This is a genomic window from Cellulomonas fimi, from assembly GCF_028527925.1.
GTDB lineage: Bacteria > Actinomycetota > Actinomycetes > Actinomycetales > Cellulomonadaceae > Cellulomonas > Cellulomonas fimi_C.
Window position 1 is genome coordinate 13,545 of record NZ_JAPESW010000024.1, and the last position, 16,546, is coordinate 30,090.

Genomic DNA, 16,546 nt, shown 5'->3' on the forward strand with positions numbered 1-16,546 from the left:
GGCGCACACCAACGTTCGCGGACCGCGTTGTGCGGACCCTACAAACCGTGCGGACCGGTCAGGGGCGCTCGATGATCGAGGTCACGCCCGCGGCGTCGAGCCGCCCCAGGGCCAGGGCCGTCTGCAGGACGTACGACTCGCGCGCGTCGAGCGGGTCCCAGCCGGTCACGTCGGCGACCCGGCGCAGCCGGTACCGCACGGTGTTGGGGTGCACGTACAGCGTGCGCGCCGCGGCCTCGAGCGACCGGCCGGTGCCGAGGTACGCGGACAGCGTCTCGAGCAGCGACCCCTGGCTCGCGGCGAGCGGCTCGTACGCACGGTGCACGAGCGCGCGGCGGGCCGTCACGTCACCCACGAGGACGCGCTCGGGCAGCAGGTCGTCGGCCTGCACGGGGCGCGGTGCCTGCGCCCACGCCGCCGCGGCGGCCAGGCCGGCGAGCGCCGCCCGCGCCGACCGTGCGCAGTCGGCGAGGTCCTGCGCCTCCGGCCCGACGACGACGGGCCCGGGCCCGAACCGCGGCAGCAGCGCCGTCACGGCCGCCCGCAGGTCGCCCTCGCCGCCCACCAGCACGACCAGCCGGTCACCGTGGATCCCGACGAGCGCGTCGTCGGCGGCCCGGCGCGTGGCGCGGCGCAGGTCCGCGGCCCGCACGTCGTCCAGCGGGGACGCCGTCGTGCCGACGATGACGAGCGTGGACCCACGCCCGCTCCACCCCAGCGCGGCGACGCGCGACCTCAGCGCGTCGTCGACGTCGCCGCGCACGATCGCGTCGACCACGAGCGCCTCGAGCCGCGCGTCCCACGCGCCGCGCACCTCGGCGGCCCGCGCGTAGACCTCGGCGGCCGAGAACGCGACCTCGCGCGAGTAGCGCAGCACCGCCTCGCGCAGCGATCGCTCGTCGCCGGGCGCCGCGAGCCGGTCGCTGTTCGACTCGACGACGTCGACGACGACGCGGACCAGCTGCAGCGTGTGCTGCAGCGAGATCGAGCGGGTCAGCTCCGGCGGGGCGGTCGCGAAGATGTCGCCCACGCCGTGCGGCGGGCGCGTCGGGTCCATGAACCACGTGACGAAGGCGGTGATGCCGGCCTGTGCGACGAGCCCGACCCACGACCGGTCCTCGGCGGGCAGGGCGCGGTACCAGTCGAGGTCCTCGTCGAGCCGGCGCATCGCCGCGGCCGCGAGCAGCCCGGACCCCTCGCGCACGCGCCGCTGCGTCTCGGCGTTCGCCCCGGTCTCGGCGCCGTCGGCGGCGTCGACGGTGCGGGTGCGCGACGGGGCGGCGTCGGCCGGCCGGGCGGCCTGCGCGCCGCTCGGCGGGCGTCCGCCGTGCGAAGGTCGGGGCATAGGGGGAGCATAGGAGGCGCGCTTGTGGGAAGTCGACAAAGGCGCGCGCCGGGGTCGGCGAGCGGTCCGGAACGGGGCCGGGTGCCCCGCCCGGTCAACGGCTAAGGTCTCGACATGGCTCTCCTGCCCCGACTGCGACAGCTGATGCGCCGCCCGAGCTCCGCCTCGCGCGTCGGAGCCCGACGACCCACCACCGCCGCCCGGCGGGGGGACACCTTGCACGAGGACGCCCTGCGGTCGATGCTCAGCGACGACCCGAACAACGAGCGCGCCTTCCGCGCCCTCGCCGAGATCGTGCGGCGTCGCGCCGCCGAGTCCGGCTCCGAGGAGGACCCGCTGACGGCCCCCGGGAACGAGACCGAGCGCGAGCGCGCCGCCGACCTGGCCGTGTGGGCGCTGGGCGAGGAGCTCGCCGGAAACCCGCGTGCGTGGTACCCGCTCATCGAGGTCGCGCGGCTCTCCGTGCGCGACGACCACGAGGGCACGCTGCGGCGGCTCACGACGGCGTCCGAGCGTGACCCGTCGGGCCGTGCGCTGGTCGAGTCGCTCGCGCTCCTGCGCAGCGCCGGCCAGCCCGTCGACGCCCTCGGCCTCGGCATCGGTCACTGGCGCCCGCGCGAGCACGACCCCGAGGTCGCCCGCCACCTGGTGCTCGCCGCGATCGAGGCGGGCCGCCCGCTCGAGGCGAAGCAGCACCTCGGCTCGCTCGACCTCTACCCGGACCAGGCCGCCGTCGCCGACCTGCGCAACGACCTGGCGCGGGCGGTCGCGCACGCCGAGCAGACGATCCCCGGCACCTGACAGCGCGCGCCGCGTCGCCCTGCACGGCGCGGTCGGGACGACGCCCGGAGCGCCGGAGACCACGAGGGCCCGCGGCGGATGATCCGCCGCGGGCCCTCGTCCGTCAGGTGACGGCGACCGTCAGGAGTCGCCGCCCGTGTTCCCGGACGTGCCGGCCGTGACGTCGTGCAGGCGGTACCGCTCGATGGCCTGCGCCGGAGCGTCCGCCGCGACCGCGCCGGTCCGCGCGAGCTGCTGCAGCACCCGCACTGCGGTCGACGGGCCGTCGATCTTGAAGTGACGACGCGCGGCGGCGCGGGTGTCGGAGAAGCCGAAGCCGTCGGCACCGAGCGTCGCGTACGTGCCGGGGATCCACGCGCGCACCTGGTCGGCGACGAGGTGGTCGTAGTCCGTCGTCGCGACGAACGGACCCTCGGCGCCCTGCAGCTTCTGCGTGAGGTACGCCTGGCGCGGCTCCTCGCCCGGCTGCAGGAACGCCTGCTGGTCGGCCGCCAGGCCGTCGCGACGCAGCTCGTTCCAGCTCGTCACGGACCACACCGCGGCGCGCACGCCCCAGTCCTCCGCGAGCAGCTTCTGCGCCTCGAGCGCCCACGGCACGGCGACGCCCGACGCGAGGATCTGGGCGCGCGGCCCGTCACCCTCGGCCGGCGACAGCAGGTAGATGCCCTTGAGCACGCCCTCGACGTCCAGGTTCTCCGGCTCGGCCGGCTGGACCATCGGCTCGTTGTAGACGGTCAGGTAGTAGATGACGTCCTTGTCGCGGCCGTCACCCTCCCCGTACATCCGCTCGATGCCGTCCTTGACGATGTGGCGCAGCTCGTAGCCGTACGCCGCGTCGTAGTGGACGACGTGCGACATCGTGCCCGCGAGCAGCGGCGAGTGGCCGTCGGCGTGCTGCAGGCCCTCGCCCGTGAGCGTCGTGCGGCCGGCCGTCGCGCCGATGAGGAAGCCGCGGGCCATCTGGTCGCCGGCCGCCCAGAACTGGTCACCGGTCCGCTGGAACCCGAACATCGAGTAGTAGAAGTAGAAGGGGATCAGCGGCTCGCCGTGCGTCGCGTACGACGTACCGACGGCCTGGAACGCGGCCGCGGAACCCGCCTCGTTGATGCCCGTGTGCATGATCTGCCCGGACTCGGACTCCTTGTACGAGAGCATGAGCTCCCGGTCGACGGCCATGTAGTTCTGGCCGTTCGTGTTGAAGATCTTCGCGCTGGGGAAGATCGAGTCCAGGCCGAACGTGCGGGCCTCGTCGGGGATGATCGGCACCAGGCGGTGACCGAACTCCTTGTCCTTCACGAGGTCCTTGAACAGGCGCACGAGCGCCATCGTCGAGGCGACCTCCTGGTGGCCCGACCCCTTCGCGAGGCCCTCGTACACCTTGGCCTCGGGCAGCGTGACCGCCTTGTGCGTCGAGCGGCGCTCCGGCACGAACCCGCCGAGCTGACGGCGGCGCTCGAGCATGTACTGGATGCCCTCGTCGTCGGGACCGGGGTGGAAGTACGGCGGGACGTAGGGGTTGGCGTCGATCTGCTCGTCCGTGATGGGGATGTGCAGCGAGTCGCGCAGCGTCTTGAGGTCGTCCGCCTTGAGCTTCTTCATCTGGTGCGTGGCGTTGCGCCCGGCGAAGCCCGAGCCCAGGCCGTAGCCCTTGATGGTGTGCGCGAGGATGACCGTCGGCTGGCCCGTGTGCTCGCGCGCGGCCTTGTAGGCGGCGTAGATCTTGCGGTAGTCGTGACCGCCGCGCTTGAGCGCCCAGATCTCGTCGTCCGTCATCTTCTCGACGAGCTGCTTGGTGCGCGGGTCGCGACCGAAGAAGTGCTCACGGATGAACGCGCCGTTCTCGGCGCGGTACGTCTGGAAGTCGCCGTCGGGCGTCGTGTTCATGAGGTGCACGAGCGCGCGGTCCTTGTCGGCGTTGAGCAGGACGTCCCACTCGCGGCCCCAGATGACCTTGATGACGTTCCAGCCGGCGCCGCGGAACTGCGCCTCGAGCTCCTGGATGATCTTGCCGTTGCCGCGGACCGGACCGTCGAGGCGCTGCAGGTTGCAGTTGACGACGAACGTGAGGTTGTCGAGGCCCTGCTGCGCCGCGTGCTGGAGCATGCCGCGCGACTCGGGCTCGTCCATCTCGCCGTCGCCGAGGAACGCCCACACGTCCTGCTGGCTCGTGTCCTTGATCCCGCGGTTGTGCAGGTACTTGTTGGTCCACGCCTGGTAGATCGCCGACGCCGGGCCCAGGCCCATCGACACCGTCGGGAACTCCCACAGGTCCGGCGCGAGGCGCGGGTGCGGGTACGACGGCAGGCCGCCGCCCGGGTGCGACAGCTCCTGCCGGAACCCGTCGAGCTGGTGCTCCGACAGGCGGCCCTCGAGGAACGCGCGGGCGTAGACGCCGGGGGAGGCGTGGCCCTGGAAGTAGACCTGGTCGCCGCCGCCGGGGTGGTCCTTGCCGCGGAAGAAGTGGTTGAGGCCGACCTCGGTGAGCGTCGCGACCGACGCGTACGAGGAGATGTGGCCGCCGACCGCGATGCCGGGACGCTGCGCGCGCGTGACCATGACGGCCGCGTTCCAGCGGATCCACGAGCGGTAGCGCCGCTCCATGACCTCGTCGCCGGGGAAGTACGGCTCGTCGTGCACGGCGATCGTGTTGACGTACGGCGTGTTGAGCGAGGCCGGGATGGCCACGTTCCGCTGCCGCGCGTGACGCAGCATGCTCAGCAGCACGTAGCGGGCGCGCGGACCACCCTTGTCGTCGATGAGCCCGTCGAGCGACTCGAGCCACTCGCCGGTCTCGGCGGGGTCGATGTCGGGGACCTGGCTGAGCAGGCCGCCGATGAGCGGGCCCGTCTCGTCGATGGAAGCCACCGGTGCTCCTTCTGCCTTCTCGTCCGCACGCACGGGCCTCGTGGCCCCGGCGCGCATCTCGGCCCGACCCTGGTCGCGGCACGTGAGGCGCGCAAGCGGCAGGTGCGGGTAGTCGGCCCATTGTCGGCCCCTGTCGGGCACAAAGTCACACCGTCCCGGCACTCGGGCCACGTGACGTCCGCGACAGTCGTAGGACGACTCGTGCGTCGACCGTCCGTCGCGCGCGCCGGACACGCCCGTCCGTGCGGGGCGTCTTGCCAGGGCCCGCCCGCGTGCGGTGGGCTACGGTGTGCGGACATCAGCAGGTCGTCCCGCCAGGGGCGACGCGACGAAGGGATCGGTCGGGACGTGTCATCCAGCACGGACGACGCCGCCTCGCAGGTGGCAGCGCGTCTGGGGTTCACCGCAGGACAGGTGATCCAGGAGTTCGGGTACGACGACGACGTCGACGAGGAGCTGCGCGACGCCCTCCAGGCCGTCACCGGCACCGAGCTGGTCGACGAGGACTACGACGACGTGACCGACGGTGCCCTCATCTGGTTCCGGGACGACGACGGCGACCTCACCGACTTCCTCGTCGACGCGATGACCGTCCTCGAGGACAACAGCCCCATCTGGGTCCTCACCCCGAAGTCCGGCCGGTCCGGCCACGTGTCGCACAGCGACATCGAGGAGGCCGCCACCACGTCGGGCCTGCACGCGATGACGACGTTCGCCGTCGCCGCCGACTGGTCCGCCACGCGCCTCGGCACGCGCGGCCGCGGCAAGTGACCGCGACGCCCGTCCTCGGCGAGCTCGCGCCCGACTTCACGCTCGTCGACACCCACGGCACGCCCGTGACGCTGTCCGCGCTGCGCGGCACACCGGTCGTCGTCGTCTTCATCCCGTTCGCGTTCTCCGGCACGTGCCGCGGTGAGTTGTGCGAGATCCGCGACAACATCGCCGCCTTCGACACCGCGGGCGTGCGCGTCCTCGTCGTCTCGTGCGACTCGATGTTCACGCTGCGTGCGTGGCAGGAGCAGGAGGGCTTCGGCTTCGACCTGCTCTCCGACTTCTGGCCGCACGGCGACGTCGCCCGCGCCTACGAGGTCTTCGACGAGAAGGCGGGCCGGCCGCTGCGCGGGTCGTTCCTCGTCGACGCCGACGGCGTGTTGCGCTGGTCGGTCGTGAACCCCGCCGGACAGGCCCGTGACCTCGCCGCCTACCGCGCGGCGATCGCGGCCCTCGCCGCCTGACGCGTGCGCCGACCGGGCGCTCGGGCGCCCCTCGGGCCTGCCCTCGCGCACGGGTAGGCTGTGCGCCCGTCGCACCCCCGAGCACGTCGCGACGAGGGGCCTGTAGCTCAGCTGGTCAGAGCGCCGCGCTTACACCGCGGAGGTCGCCGGTTCGAAACCGGCCGGGCCCACCCGTCACCCCGGTCTCATGCCCGCGGCCCTGCCCGGACCACGGGTCGTCCGTGACGCGCCGGGCCACGAGGCTCACGCGACGCAGAACTCGTTGCCCTCGGGGTCGAGCATGACGACGTGGCCCAGCACCGAGCGCCCGGAGTCGTCGCCGTACCGCTCCTCGCGCACCGACGTGCCGCCCGCCGCGACGAGCCGGTCGACCGTCGCGCGGATCGCGGCCTCGCGCTCCTCCCAGTCCCACGGCGGCTCGCCCGCCACGCGGATGTCGATGTGCAGCCGGTTCTTCGCGGTCTTCGGCTCGGGCACGCGCAGCCAGCCGATCGCCGGCCCGACGCCGTCGGGGTCGACGATCGAGGCGCCGTCCGGCTCGTCGTAGCCCGGCTCCGGGACGTAGCCGAGCGCGAGCGCCCAGAACGCTGCCAGCCGGTGCGGGTCCGCGGCGTCGCCGCCGAGCGTCCATCGGGTCGCCATGTCCGGACCGTAGCGGCGCCCCCCGACACGCGCGGGACGGTCCGACGCGCCCGTGCGCGGGCGCCGGACGGGCACCGGGCGCGCCGCTGCTTGCTAGCGTCCTCGGCGTGGTCGCCGTCCCGCACGTCTCCTCGCTGCACGTCTTCCCCGTGAAGTCGCTGCGCGGCGTCGACGTGCCGGCGGCGCACGTCGAGCGGTGGGGCGTGCGCGGTGACCGGCGGTGGATGGTCGTCGAGCCCGCCGGCGGGGTCCTCACGGCGCGCGAGCACCCCCGGATGCTGGGTGTGCGGGCCGAGCCGCTCGACGGCGGCGTACGGCTGTCGGCGCCGGGCGCGTCCGACCTCCAGGTCCGCGAGCCCGAGGGCGTCGAGCCGGACGTCACCGTCGGGCTGTCGCGCCTGGAGTGCGCGACCGGGGCCGGGTCCGCCGCGGACGACTGGCTGTCGGACGCGCTGGGGCGTCGCGTGCGGCTGGTCTGGCTGGACGACCCCCGCCGGCGGACCGTGAGCCCGCAGCACGGCGGACGCGCCGGCGATGCGCTGTCGCTGGCCGACGCGGGGCCGCTGCTCGTGACGACGGAGGCGTCGATGGCGGCGCTGAACGCGTGGGTGGCCGACCGGGCGCTCGAGGCCGCGGACCCGACCGGGTCCCCGACCGTGCCCGCGCCGCTGCCGATGGAGCGGTTCCGGCCGAACCTCGTGGTCGGCGGTGACCTCGAGCCGTTCGAGGAGGATCGCTGGGCCGGACTGCGGGTGGGCGACGTCGAGCTGCGGTTCGCCGAGCGGTGCGACCGGTGCAGCCTCACGACGATCGACCTCGACACGCTGGTCACGACGAAGGAGCCGATCCGGACGCTCGCGCGGCACCGGCGCGAGGACGGGAAGACGTGGTTCGGGGTGCGGATGGTGCCGGTGACGACCGGTCGCGTCGCGGTGGGGGACCCGGTGACCGCGCTGCGCTGACGTGCCGTCGGCGTGTGCCAGGTGGCGGAGGTCGCCGGGGTGACGGGTAGCGTGCGTCGCGTGACCGCCCCGCGCCTGGCCGACGTCGTCCGCACGCTCGAGCGCCGCTACCCGCCGTCGACGGCGGAGTCGTGGGACGCGGTCGGGCTGGTCACGGGCGACCCGGAGCAGGAGGTCCGGCGCGTGCTGCTCGCCGTCGACCCGGTCGCGGACGTCGTCGAGGAGGCCGTCGGCTGGGGTGCGGACCTCGTCGTCACGCACCACCCGTTGCTCCTGCGGCCCGTGCACTCGATCGCGGCGACCACCTTCAAGGGCGCGCTGCTGCACCGGCTCGTGCGCGCGGGCGTCGCGCTGTACACCGCGCACACGAACGCCGACGCGGCGGTCGGGGGAGTCGCGGACGCGCTGGCCGACGCGCTCGGGCTCGTCGACCGGACGCCGTTGCAGCCGGCGGCGACGGAGGCGCTGGACAAGGTCGTGGTGATGGTCCCGGTCGCCGACGCCGAGACGCTGGTCGACGCCCTGGCCGCGGCTGGGGCGGGGGCGATCGGCCGGTACGCGCGGTGCGCCTGGACGACGACCGGTGAGGGGACGTTCACGCCGCTCGACGGCGCATCGCCCGCGATCGGGGCCGTCGGCGAGGTCGAGCGGGTCGTCGAGGCGCGCGTCGAGATGGTCGCGCCGCGCCGGCTGCGGTCGGCGGTCGTCGCTGCGCTCCGGGCCGCGCACCCCTACGAGGAGCCCGCGTTCGACGTGCTCGAGCTCGCGTCGTGGCCCGGGTCGACGGGGATCGGCCGCGTCGGGCGGCTCGAACGGCCGACGACGCTCGCCGCGTTCGCCGCCGACGTCGCCGCCGCGGTCCCGGCGACGGCTCAGGGGGTGCGCTACGCGGGCGACGTCGACGGACGCGTCGAGCGCGTCGCCGTGGTCGGGGGCTCAGGCGACTCGCTGTTCGACGCGGTCCGCGCGGCGGGCGTCGACGCCTACGTCACCGCCGACCTGCGGCACCACCCCGCGTCCGAGCTGCGTGAGCGCGCGGTGTTCGAGGCCCGCGACGGGCACGCGCCGCCGTACCTCGTCGACCTCGCGCACTTCGCCTCCGAGTGGCCCTGGCTCGCGCGTGCGGCCCGCGACCTGGAGACGGACCTGGCCGCCGCGGGCACTACGGTGGAGACCCGGGTCAGCACCCTCAGCACCGACCCCTGGACGGGCCGCGTCGCCGCGCCCGCCACCCTCCCGCCGGAAGGACACCCGTGACGACTGCCCCCGCGGCGGACCAGCGCCGCCTGCTCGACGTCCAGGAGCTCGACACGCGTCTCGACCAGCTCGCACACAAGCGCCGCACGCTGCCCGAGCTCGCGCGGCTGCTGGAGCTCGACTCGCAGCTCGCCGACCTCCACACCGCGCTCGTCACGTCGCGCACCGCCGTCGAGGACCTGCGACGCGAGCTCGCGAAGGCGGAGGCCGACGTCGAGCAGGTGCGCTCGCGCGCCGCCCGCGACCAGGCGCGTCTCGACTCGGGGCAGGGCAGCGCCAAGGACCTGCAGGCGCTGACCAGCGAGATCGCGTCGCTCGCGCGCCGTCAGGGCGACCTCGAGGAGGTCGAGCTCGAGGTCATGGAGCGGCTCGAGGCGCACGAGGGTGCGCTCGCCGAGGTCACGAAGGCCTACGACGCGCTCGTCGCCCAGAAGGAGGCCGTCGAGGCCGACCGCGACGCGGCGTTCCGGACGATCGACGCGGACGTCGAGCGGGTCCGGGGCGAGCGAGCGAAGACGGCCGACGGCCTGGACGCGGGTCTCGTCACCCTCTACGAGAAGCTGCGCGGCCAGCTCGGCGGGCTCGGTGCCGCGCCCCTGCGCGGGCGCCGCTGCGAGGGCTGCCGCCTGGAGCTCAACCCGCTCGACCTCGACGCGATCCGGTCGAAGGGCGAGGACCAGGTCGTGCGCTGCGAGGAGTGCGGCCGCATCCTCGTGCGCCTGCCCGAGCCGGCCGCCGCGGGCTGATGACCCGGCGGCTCGTCGTCGAGGCCGACGGCGGCTCGCGGGGCAACCCGGGGCCCGCCGGGTACGGCGCGGTGGTGCTCGACGGGGACACGGGGAGGGTGCTCGCGGAGCGCGCGGACTTCCTCGGGGTCGCGTCGAACAACGTCGCCGAGTACTCGGGCCTGGTCGCGGGGTTGAAGGCGGCGCTCGCGATCGACCCCGCCGCGCGCCTCGAGGTCCGCATGGACTCGCAGCTCGTCATCGAGCAGATGCGCGGCGCCTGGAAGATCAAGCACGCCGACATGCGCCGTCTCGCCGACGAGGTGCACGCGCTCGTCGACCCGACGGACGTCACGTGGACGTGGGTCCCGCGCGCGCAGAACGCCGCCGCCGACCGGCTGGCGAACCTCGCGATGGACCGTGAGAGTGGGCTGGTGACCGACGACGCCAGCACCGGCCCGCTCACCCCGCCGAGCACCGACCCCGCCGGGAGCGGCACGCAGTCCGCGACGACCGGCGCGGGGGACCCCGGGTCGGGCCGCGCGCCGCGTCCGTCCGGCGCGGGCGTCCGCTTCGACGAGGAGAAGCCCGTCACCGTCGTGCTCGTGCGGCACGGCCAGACCGCGATGACCGTCTCGCGCGGGTACTCCGGCTCGTCCGAGCCCGGGCCGCCGCTCGATGAGCACGGGCAGCAGCAGGCCCGGGCCGCCGCGGTGCTGGTCGACCGCATCGGGCACGACCTGTGGGGCGACATCGAGTACCCGTCGGAGATCATCGCGTCGCCGATGGTCCGCACGCAGCAGACCGCCGGCATCATCGCCGAGCGGCTGAAGCTGCCCGTCGAGACCGTCGACCTCGTCAAGGAGGCCGACTTCGGCGAGTGGCAGGGGCTGACCGCGGAGCAGATCGAGGAGCGGTGGCCGGGCGAGCTCGAGCCGTGGCACACGCGCGGCGACGTGCGCCCGCCCGGCGGCGAGTCGATCGCCGACGTGGGCGTGCGGCTGCAGCAGGTGTTCGACGACCTCCTCGCCGAGGGCCGCGGTCGCACCGTCGTCGTCGTGAGCCACGCGGTCGCGATCCGCGCGGCGCTCGGCGTCGCGATGGGCGCGCAGCCGGGGTCGTGGAGCCAGCTCCGGGTGGCGCCCGCGTCGGTGAGCATCGTGCGGCTCTTCGCCGACAAGCGGCACGAGATCGCCGTCGTCGGGGTGCCGAGCGAGGGTTGGTAGGCCGTCTTCCCGCGGTGACGCCCGCCCGCGCGGTCAGTGCGTCGCGGCGAGCGCGAGGACCGCGAGGACGACGACCGGCGGCGCGAGCAGCGCACCCTGCAGCACGATCGTGCGCGCCGGGACGTCGAGCATGACCTGACGGCACCGGTGCCACCACAGCACCGTCGCGAGCGACCCCCACGGCGTCAGGAGCGGGCCTGCGCCCGTCCCGATGAGGAGCGCCGCGAGCCGCAACGGGTCGCCCGCGGCAGCCGGTTCGAGCGCCAGGTAGGCGGGCAGGTTGTTGACGCCGTTCGACGCGAGCGCGGCGACGCCCGCGAGCCGCAGCAGCTCGACGGCGCCGTCACCGTCGCCGGCGAGGTCGTGCAGCAGCGCACCGAGACCGTGCGCGTGCGCCGTCTCGACGACTACGAACAGCCCGAGCACGACGACGAGCGTCCGCCACGGGACGAGCTGCGACGGCGGCACGGGCCAGGGTCGGCGACGCACGCGCGTCGCGACCAGCAGGATCACCGCGGCACCGGCCGCGAGCGGGGCGGGCGCCAGCCCGACGACGAAGCCGACGGCCATGAGCGCGGTGACGCCCGCGGCGAGCAGCAGCAGCGGGCGGTCGGCGGCGGGCGACGGCTCCTGCGGCTCGTACGTGCCGCGGAGGTGCCGGCGGTCCCGGACGGCCAGGATCGCGACGGTCACGAGGATCGCGACGAGCGCGGGCGCCCACATGAGCGGCAGGAACGACGCGCCCGCCCGCCGGATTGCGTGGTCCGCGAGCAGGTTGGTGAGGTTCGAGACGGGCAGCACGAGCGAGGCCGTGTTGGCGAGCGCGAGCACGGCGAGCGCGAACGGCAGGGGAGACGTGCGGGTGTGCCGCGCGAGCGCGATCACGACGGGCGTCAGGAGCACCGCGGTCGTGTCGAGCGACAGCACCGCGGTCGACAGCGTCGCGAGCACCACGACGAGCAGCCAGAGCACGACCCGTCGGCCGCGCGCCGCCCGGGCCGCGAGCCCCGCGGCCGCGTCGAACAGCCCTGCACCCGCGCTCGTCTCCGCGACGACCGTGAGCGCCGCGAGGAACAGCAGGATCGGCAGCGTGCGCTCGGCGAGCGTGCGCGCGTCGTCGGCGGGCAGCAGCCCGGTGGCCGGGAGCGCCACCACGACGACGGCGGCGACCGCCCACCACGGGAAGCCCCGGCGGGCCGGACCGCTCACGCGACGACGAGCGACAGCGTGCGCGCACCGCGCGCGGGCGGACCGAGCTCGACCGCGAGCAGGGCGTCGCCCACGAGCTCGGCGGCCGCGGCCGCGAGTCCCTCCGCGTCGCGCGGCGGACGCGCGCGGCGGGTCAGCAGGTGACGCGTGAGCACGCCCCGCGTGTGCTTCGCGTGGTGCGACACGACGGACCGCACGCCGTCGACCTCGCGGAGCACCCGCACGGCGACCCAGTCCGCCGAGCGCGGCGGGTGCCACGCGGCCAGGTACGCCGCCGACCGGCAGTCGACGACGAGCTCGCCGTCGGCGCGTGCGTCCAGCTCGACGCCGAGCGGCCCGCGCCAGGCCGACGCGAGCGGCCCGATGCCCGGCAGGTCCGTGCCCATCGACAGCCGGTACGCCGGGATCGGGTCCTCGGGCGTGACGGCACCCCAGAGCCCCGACACGACGCGCACCGACTCGTGCGCGCGTCGCCGGGCCGCGGGCGTCAGCGAGTGAAGGCCCGCGGCGCCGTACAGGACGCCCGTGTAGACGCGTCGCGCGGGCGCCGTCGGTGCGTCGCGCAGCGTCGTGTTGCGCGCGACCTCGTCCGCCAGGCTCGCGCCCACGCCGAGCACCGCCGCTGCGTCGGGCCGCGCGCTCACCTCGGCGAGCGCGTCGAGCACCTTCTCCCGCACAGGTGTCAGACCCGGCGACGAGAGGGCGTCCAGGTCGAGCGCCGGCCCCCGGGCAGGCGACGTCTTGCCCTCCGAGGGCGGCAGCAGCACGAGCACGCCCCGACTGTAGGCTCCGCGAGCCGGGGCGGCCGCATCAGCGGCACGGGTCTGCCGAAAGGGGACGGACGATGGCGCAGGTCAAGGTCTACGGGCGGCGCGACGTGTGGTCCACGCGACGTCGTGAGGTGTCCGACGCCGTCCACGCCGCGCTCGTCGGCGCCTGGGGCCTCCCCGAGGACAAGCGGTTCCACCGGTTCCTGCTGCTCGACCCCGAGGACCTCGTCGCACCCCGCTCGGACGCCTACCTCGTCGTCGAGATCGTCTGCTTCTCGGGCCGCAGCCTCACCGCGCGCCGCGCCCTCGTCGCCGCGTTCTTCGCCGACGTCGCCCCCGCGCTCGGCCTGGACGCCGACGACCTCGAGGTCGTCATCGTCGAGAGCCCGCCCGAGAACTGGGGGATCCGCGGCCGCGGCGGCGACGAGCTCGCCCTGCCCTACCGTGTCGACGTCTGACCCGCGCCGCTCGGCGGCGTGACCAGCCGGTAGACTCGTGGGCGCGGATGAGTCAGTCAGGCGACCGCGTCAGGCCCTCGGGCCTGCCGAGGAACGTCCGGGCTCCGCAGGGCAGGGTGGTGGGTAACGCCCACCCGGGGTGACCCGCGGGACAGTGCCACAGAGAACAGACCGCCGGCACCGCGTCGTGGAGACACGCACGCGGGCGCCGGTCAGGGTGAAACGGTGGTGTAAGAGACCACCAGCGCACCGGGTGACCGGTGCGGCTCGGTAAACCCCACCCGGAGCAAGGTCAGACAGGGAGCGTTCGAGGGCGGCCCGCCCGAGCTCCCGGGTAGACCGCTGGAGGCGTGCGGCAACGTACGTCGTAGAGGGATGGTCGCCACCCGTGCCGGGGCAACCGGGCACGGGGACAGAACCCGGCGTATCGACTGACTCATCCGCCCACCTGGCCGGGCTCAGCGGGCGACGCTCGTCGACGACGATGGCACGAACTCGACGTCGGCTGCCCAGCCTCGGGCTAGAACAGCGCCACGACGATCATGAGAAGACCACCAGCGCACCAGCCGACCGCGATCACCCGGAACTGGGTCGATGTCGTCATCCACTCCATCGTCCGGCCCAGCGGGCCCGATCGGTACACGTGCCCGAAGTTCTCCCAGTAGAAGTCGGCCATGTCGGGACTTCGCCAGAACAGCGCGACGCCGAGGGCTAGGAAGACGAACCCGAAGACGAGCATCGGCCACATGATCACGCGCGGATGCTCTCACCGACGAGTAGCGGGCACATGCTCGTCCCCGCGAGACCACCCGGGTGCCGCTGAACCCGAGCCCGGACCGCCCCGAGTCCGAAGGACACCGACGCATCGGGCCCTGTCCCTCCGCCAGTCGCCCACCCCGGCGCGAGACGGTCGCCGTTCCGGTCGCGGGTTGCCCCGGGGGATCGGAGGATGAGCACCAGACCTCTCCGGAGCAGTCGGAGTAGTCGTGCACGCCCGTCACCTGGACGGCAGAGTCGCCGAGGGGGACCACATGGCCACGATCCACGTCTCACCCGATCCCGCACCCGTCGCGCCCGTCGTGCCGGCGTCGGTGCTCCGTGACGTCTCCGAGACGTTCCCGACCGACGACGCCGTCAGGCAGGCGGTGCGCCTCCACGACGAGGCGCGCGAGGTGCACGAGCGCGCCGCGCTGTTCTTCGACGAGCTCGCCGCGGCGGGCACCGAGCGCCGCGACTACTACCTGGGCCGCGCGACCCGCCACCGGCTGCTCGCCGCGCAGGAGCGCGAGGCCGCCGCGCGGCAGGCGAACCGCTCACCGCTGGGGTTTTGAGACCGCCGGTCCGGCCGCGCAGCGCTCGCGGCCGGACCGGACCAACCCCCGTCACGCCGCAGGCGGACGTCGTCGGTCGACCCGACCGCAGCTGGCGCGAAGCCTGCCACCGGACGTCCCGCGCCGGGCAGCGGCTCAGGCGCCGCCCGCCTGGGCGGCCGCGAGGTCGCTCGGGGTGCTGCGCAGCAGGCAGAACTCGTTGCCCTCCGGATCGGCGAGCACGTGCCACGGGACGTCGCCCTGGCCGACGTCGACGGGTGTCGCGCCGAGCGCGAGCAGCCGTGCGAGCTCGGTCGCCTGGTCGGAGCCGTCGGGCGGACGTACGTCGGGGTGGAGTCGGTTCTTGACGGTCTTGTCCTCGGGGACCTCGATGAAGAGCCAGTTCGTCGCGGACCCGTCGGGCGGGGCGATCTCGATCTCGATCGGGCCGTCGTCGTCCTCGGGTTCGTCGAGCACGTCCCAGCCGAGCGCGTCCGCCCACCAGCGGGCGAGCGCGACGGGGTCGTGGCAGTCGATCGTGATCTGAGACACGTGGAGAGGCACACCGCGACGCTAGAGGTGTGCGCGGGGACCCGCGCGTCGAGCCGTCGGCTCGTGCGTCGCCGTCAGACGGTGCGGCCGGGATCGATCCGTGCCACCCCGGCGTCGAGGTCGACCGGCGGGGCCGCGTCGTCGGCGTGCTGGATGTCGAGCCGCTGGCGGTCCTGCTCCTGCGTGAGGTACTCACGGGTGGGCTGGAAGACGTCGACGAGGCCACCGAACATGCCCGACGCCGCGGAGCCGGACGGGACGCGCGTGCGGGGGCGGCGGCGGTCGAACAGGCCGCGCGCGACGAGGCGGTCGACGACGACGACGAGGACGACGACCACGCCCGCGACGGCCCACAGCCACTCCATGCGGCCATGGTCGCACGCGGTCGGCGAGGCCAGCGACCGGGGTGGATCAGCGACGCAGTGCGGCGAGCTGGGCGGCGTGCGCGTCGGCCACCCACGGGTCGGCGAGGCGGGGGTCGTCGGACCGGCCGACGCCCAGGTCGTCGAGGTAGGCGCGGTCGGCGTCGAGGCGCCGCTCGAGCTCGTCGCGGTCGCCGGGGGAGCCGTGCCCCGCGACGACGGAGGCGACGTCGAACCGCTCGACGGCCGCGGCGAGCGCGTCGAGTCCGGCGCGGTAGCCGCCCACGGGGTCGGCGGCGTCCAGGTCGAGGAGTGGCACCTCGCGGTCCGAGAGCATGTCGCCGCACACCAGCACACCGGCGTGCACGACGACGAGCGCCCCGTGGTCGGGGGCGTGCGCCGCGTGCGCGACGACGGCGACCTCCGGGCCCGGCCAGTCGAGGAGGTCGGTCCCCGCAATCTGCGGGTACGGCACGGGCGGCACGGCGACGACGTCGGCCGGGGCGTCCTGCGGGTACGTGGCGAGCGCCTCGGCGAGCGCGGCGTCGTCGTCCCGCTCGCGCGCTCTCGCCGTCGACCACGTCGCGTCGTCGGCTCGTGAGCCGCCGACCCGCCACCGGGGCAGCCCGCGCACGCCGTGCCCGTCGAGCACGTGGTCCCAGTGCCCGTGCGTCGACCAGACCGCGACCGGACGCCACCCCCGCCGCGCGACGGCCGCTCCGAGGCCCGCGACCTCGGCTGCGGTCACCGCCGGGTCGACGACGAGCGTCGTGCCGTCGTCGCCCACGACGAGCGTGGACGTCGTCGCGTACACCGCGCTCGTCGCG

General features: G+C 74.6%; 18 protein-coding genes, 1 tRNA gene and 1 other RNA gene. 11 read left to right on the plus strand and 9 right to left on the minus strand.

All coding sequences use genetic code 11. The features are described from left to right. Nucleotides 1-58: 58 nt before the first annotated feature. Nucleotides 59-1,345: a PucR family transcriptional regulator gene (locus tag OMK64_RS12400; protein ID WP_272728686.1), complete on the minus strand. Its 1,287-nt coding sequence runs from the start codon at nt 1,343-1,345 to the stop codon at nt 59-61. Nucleotides 1,346-1,585: 240 nt separating this feature from the next. Between OMK64_RS12400 and OMK64_RS12405 the strand changes: the two genes are divergently transcribed. Continuing rightward, a complete protein-coding gene (locus OMK64_RS12405; protein ID WP_272728730.1) occupies nt 1,586-2,146 on the plus strand; it encodes a hypothetical protein in 561 nt (186 codons plus the stop codon). 120 nt (nt 2,147-2,266) lie between these two features. Here the strand turns inward: OMK64_RS12405 and aceE are convergent, their stop codons facing one another. Next, nucleotides 2,267-5,011: a pyruvate dehydrogenase (acetyl-transferring), homodimeric type gene (gene aceE, locus OMK64_RS12410; RefSeq protein WP_272728687.1), complete on the minus strand. Its 2,745-nt coding sequence runs from the start codon at nt 5,009-5,011 to the stop codon at nt 2,267-2,269. Nucleotides 5,012-5,359: 348 nt separating this feature from the next. On the opposite strand from aceE, the gene OMK64_RS12415 reads away from it, so the two are divergent. From OMK64_RS12415 to OMK64_RS12425, 3 genes are all read left to right on the plus strand, one after another. Beyond that, a complete protein-coding gene (locus OMK64_RS12415; RefSeq protein WP_272728688.1) occupies nt 5,360-5,782 on the plus strand; it encodes a DUF3052 domain-containing protein in 423 nt (140 codons plus the stop codon). After that, entirely contained in the window at nt 5,779-6,246 is a 468-nt protein-coding gene (locus OMK64_RS12420) for a peroxiredoxin (protein ID WP_272728689.1), read from the plus strand. The genes OMK64_RS12415 and OMK64_RS12420 overlap by 4 nt, the downstream gene beginning before the upstream one ends. A 96-nt stretch (nt 6,247-6,342) precedes the next feature. Next, a tRNA-Val gene (locus tag OMK64_RS12425) sits at nt 6,343-6,416 on the plus strand. A gap of 73 nt (nt 6,417-6,489) precedes the next feature. Here OMK64_RS12425 and OMK64_RS12430 read toward each other — a convergent pair. Then, a complete protein-coding gene (locus OMK64_RS12430) occupies nt 6,490-6,888 on the minus strand; it encodes a VOC family protein (RefSeq protein ID WP_272728690.1) in 399 nt (132 codons plus the stop codon). 107 nt (nt 6,889-6,995) lie between these two features. Here OMK64_RS12430 and OMK64_RS12435 point away from each other — a divergent pair, with 107 nt between their 5' ends. Genes OMK64_RS12435 through OMK64_RS12450 form a run of 4 tightly spaced genes read left to right on the plus strand, consistent with a single transcriptional unit; the run spans nt 6,996 to nt 11,058 of the window. After that, the gene (locus OMK64_RS12435; RefSeq protein ID WP_272728691.1) at nt 6,996-7,850 is read left to right on the plus strand and encodes an MOSC domain-containing protein; all 855 of its coding nucleotides are present in this window, start codon (nt 6,996-6,998) and stop codon (nt 7,848-7,850) included. A gap of 60 nt (nt 7,851-7,910) precedes the next feature. Further along, nucleotides 7,911-9,107, plus strand: a complete 1,197-nt coding sequence (locus OMK64_RS12440) for a Nif3-like dinuclear metal center hexameric protein (RefSeq protein ID WP_272728692.1) — start codon at nt 7,911-7,913, stop codon at nt 9,105-9,107. Then, a complete protein-coding gene (locus OMK64_RS12445; protein ID WP_272728693.1) occupies nt 9,104-9,853 on the plus strand; it encodes a zinc ribbon domain-containing protein in 750 nt (249 codons plus the stop codon). Before OMK64_RS12440 ends, OMK64_RS12445 begins: the two co-directional genes overlap by 4 nt. Continuing rightward, a complete protein-coding gene (locus OMK64_RS12450; RefSeq protein ID WP_272728694.1) occupies nt 9,853-11,058 on the plus strand; it encodes a bifunctional RNase H/acid phosphatase in 1,206 nt (401 codons plus the stop codon). Before OMK64_RS12445 ends, OMK64_RS12450 begins: the two co-directional genes overlap by 1 nt. A gap of 33 nt (nt 11,059-11,091) precedes the next feature. Here OMK64_RS12450 and OMK64_RS12455 read toward each other — a convergent pair whose 3' ends face one another. Then, complete coding sequence (locus OMK64_RS12455) at nt 11,092-12,267, minus strand: SLC13 family permease (protein ID WP_272728695.1); 1,176 nt, start codon at nt 12,265-12,267, stop codon at nt 11,092-11,094. After that, entirely contained in the window at nt 12,264-13,040 is a 777-nt protein-coding gene (locus OMK64_RS12460) for a YaaA family protein (RefSeq protein WP_272728696.1), read from the minus strand. The genes OMK64_RS12455 and OMK64_RS12460 overlap by 4 nt, the downstream gene beginning before the upstream one ends. Nucleotides 13,041-13,111: 71 nt before the next feature. Between OMK64_RS12460 and OMK64_RS12465 the strand changes: the two genes are divergently transcribed. Next, entirely contained in the window at nt 13,112-13,495 is a 384-nt protein-coding gene (locus OMK64_RS12465) for a tautomerase family protein (RefSeq protein WP_272728697.1), read from the plus strand. Nucleotides 13,496-13,543: 48 nt separating this feature from the next. Next, an RNA gene (gene rnpB, locus OMK64_RS12470) (RNase P RNA component class A) lies at nt 13,544-13,938 on the plus strand. A 77-nt stretch (nt 13,939-14,015) separates the two neighbouring features. Here rnpB and OMK64_RS12475 read toward each other — a convergent pair. Continuing rightward, nucleotides 14,016-14,249 (minus strand): hypothetical protein, encoded by a 234-nt coding sequence (locus OMK64_RS12475; RefSeq protein ID WP_272728698.1) that lies wholly within the window; start codon nt 14,247-14,249, stop codon nt 14,016-14,018. Nucleotides 14,250-14,526: 277 nt separating this feature from the next. Here OMK64_RS12475 and OMK64_RS12480 point away from each other — a divergent pair, with 277 nt between their 5' ends. Beyond that, nucleotides 14,527-14,826 (plus strand): hypothetical protein, encoded by a 300-nt coding sequence (locus OMK64_RS12480; protein WP_272728699.1) that lies wholly within the window; start codon nt 14,527-14,529, stop codon nt 14,824-14,826. A gap of 135 nt (nt 14,827-14,961) precedes the next feature. On the opposite strand, the gene OMK64_RS12485 is transcribed toward OMK64_RS12480, so the two are convergent. The 3 genes from OMK64_RS12485 to OMK64_RS12495 form a co-directional block, all read right to left on the minus strand. Next, on the minus strand, nt 14,962-15,369 hold the full coding sequence (locus OMK64_RS12485) for a VOC family protein (RefSeq protein ID WP_272728700.1): 408 nt from the start codon (nt 15,367-15,369) through the stop codon (nt 14,962-14,964). A gap of 62 nt (nt 15,370-15,431) precedes the next feature. Beyond that, nucleotides 15,432-15,722 (minus strand): DUF6191 domain-containing protein, encoded by a 291-nt coding sequence (locus OMK64_RS12490; RefSeq protein WP_272728701.1) that lies wholly within the window; start codon nt 15,720-15,722, stop codon nt 15,432-15,434. 46 nt (nt 15,723-15,768) lie between these two features. Next, a complete protein-coding gene (locus OMK64_RS12495; protein ID WP_272728702.1) occupies nt 15,769-16,533 on the minus strand; it encodes an MBL fold metallo-hydrolase in 765 nt (254 codons plus the stop codon). Nucleotides 16,534-16,546: the final 13 nt, after the last annotated feature.

Excerpts from the sequence above, each read along its gene's own strand:
- OMK64_RS12400 (WP_272728686.1), bottom strand. The coding sequence starts at position 1,345 with ATGCCCCGACCTTCGCACGGCGGACGCCCGCCGAGCGGCGCGCAGGCC.
- OMK64_RS12405 (WP_272728730.1), top strand. The coding sequence starts at position 1,586 with ATGCTCAGCGACGACCCGAACAACGAGCGCGCCTTCCGCGCCCTCGCC.
- OMK64_RS12430 (WP_272728690.1), bottom strand. The coding sequence starts at position 6,888 with ATGGCGACCCGATGGACGCTCGGCGGCGACGCCGCGGACCCGCACCGG.
- OMK64_RS12450 (WP_272728694.1), top strand. The coding sequence starts at position 9,853 with ATGACCCGGCGGCTCGTCGTCGAGGCCGACGGCGGCTCGCGGGGCAAC.
- OMK64_RS12465 (WP_272728697.1), top strand. The coding sequence starts at position 13,112 with ATGGCGCAGGTCAAGGTCTACGGGCGGCGCGACGTGTGGTCCACGCGA.
- OMK64_RS12480 (WP_272728699.1), top strand. The coding sequence starts at position 14,527 with ATGGCCACGATCCACGTCTCACCCGATCCCGCACCCGTCGCGCCCGTC.
- OMK64_RS12490 (WP_272728701.1), bottom strand. The coding sequence starts at position 15,722 with ATGGAGTGGCTGTGGGCCGTCGCGGGCGTGGTCGTCGTCCTCGTCGTC.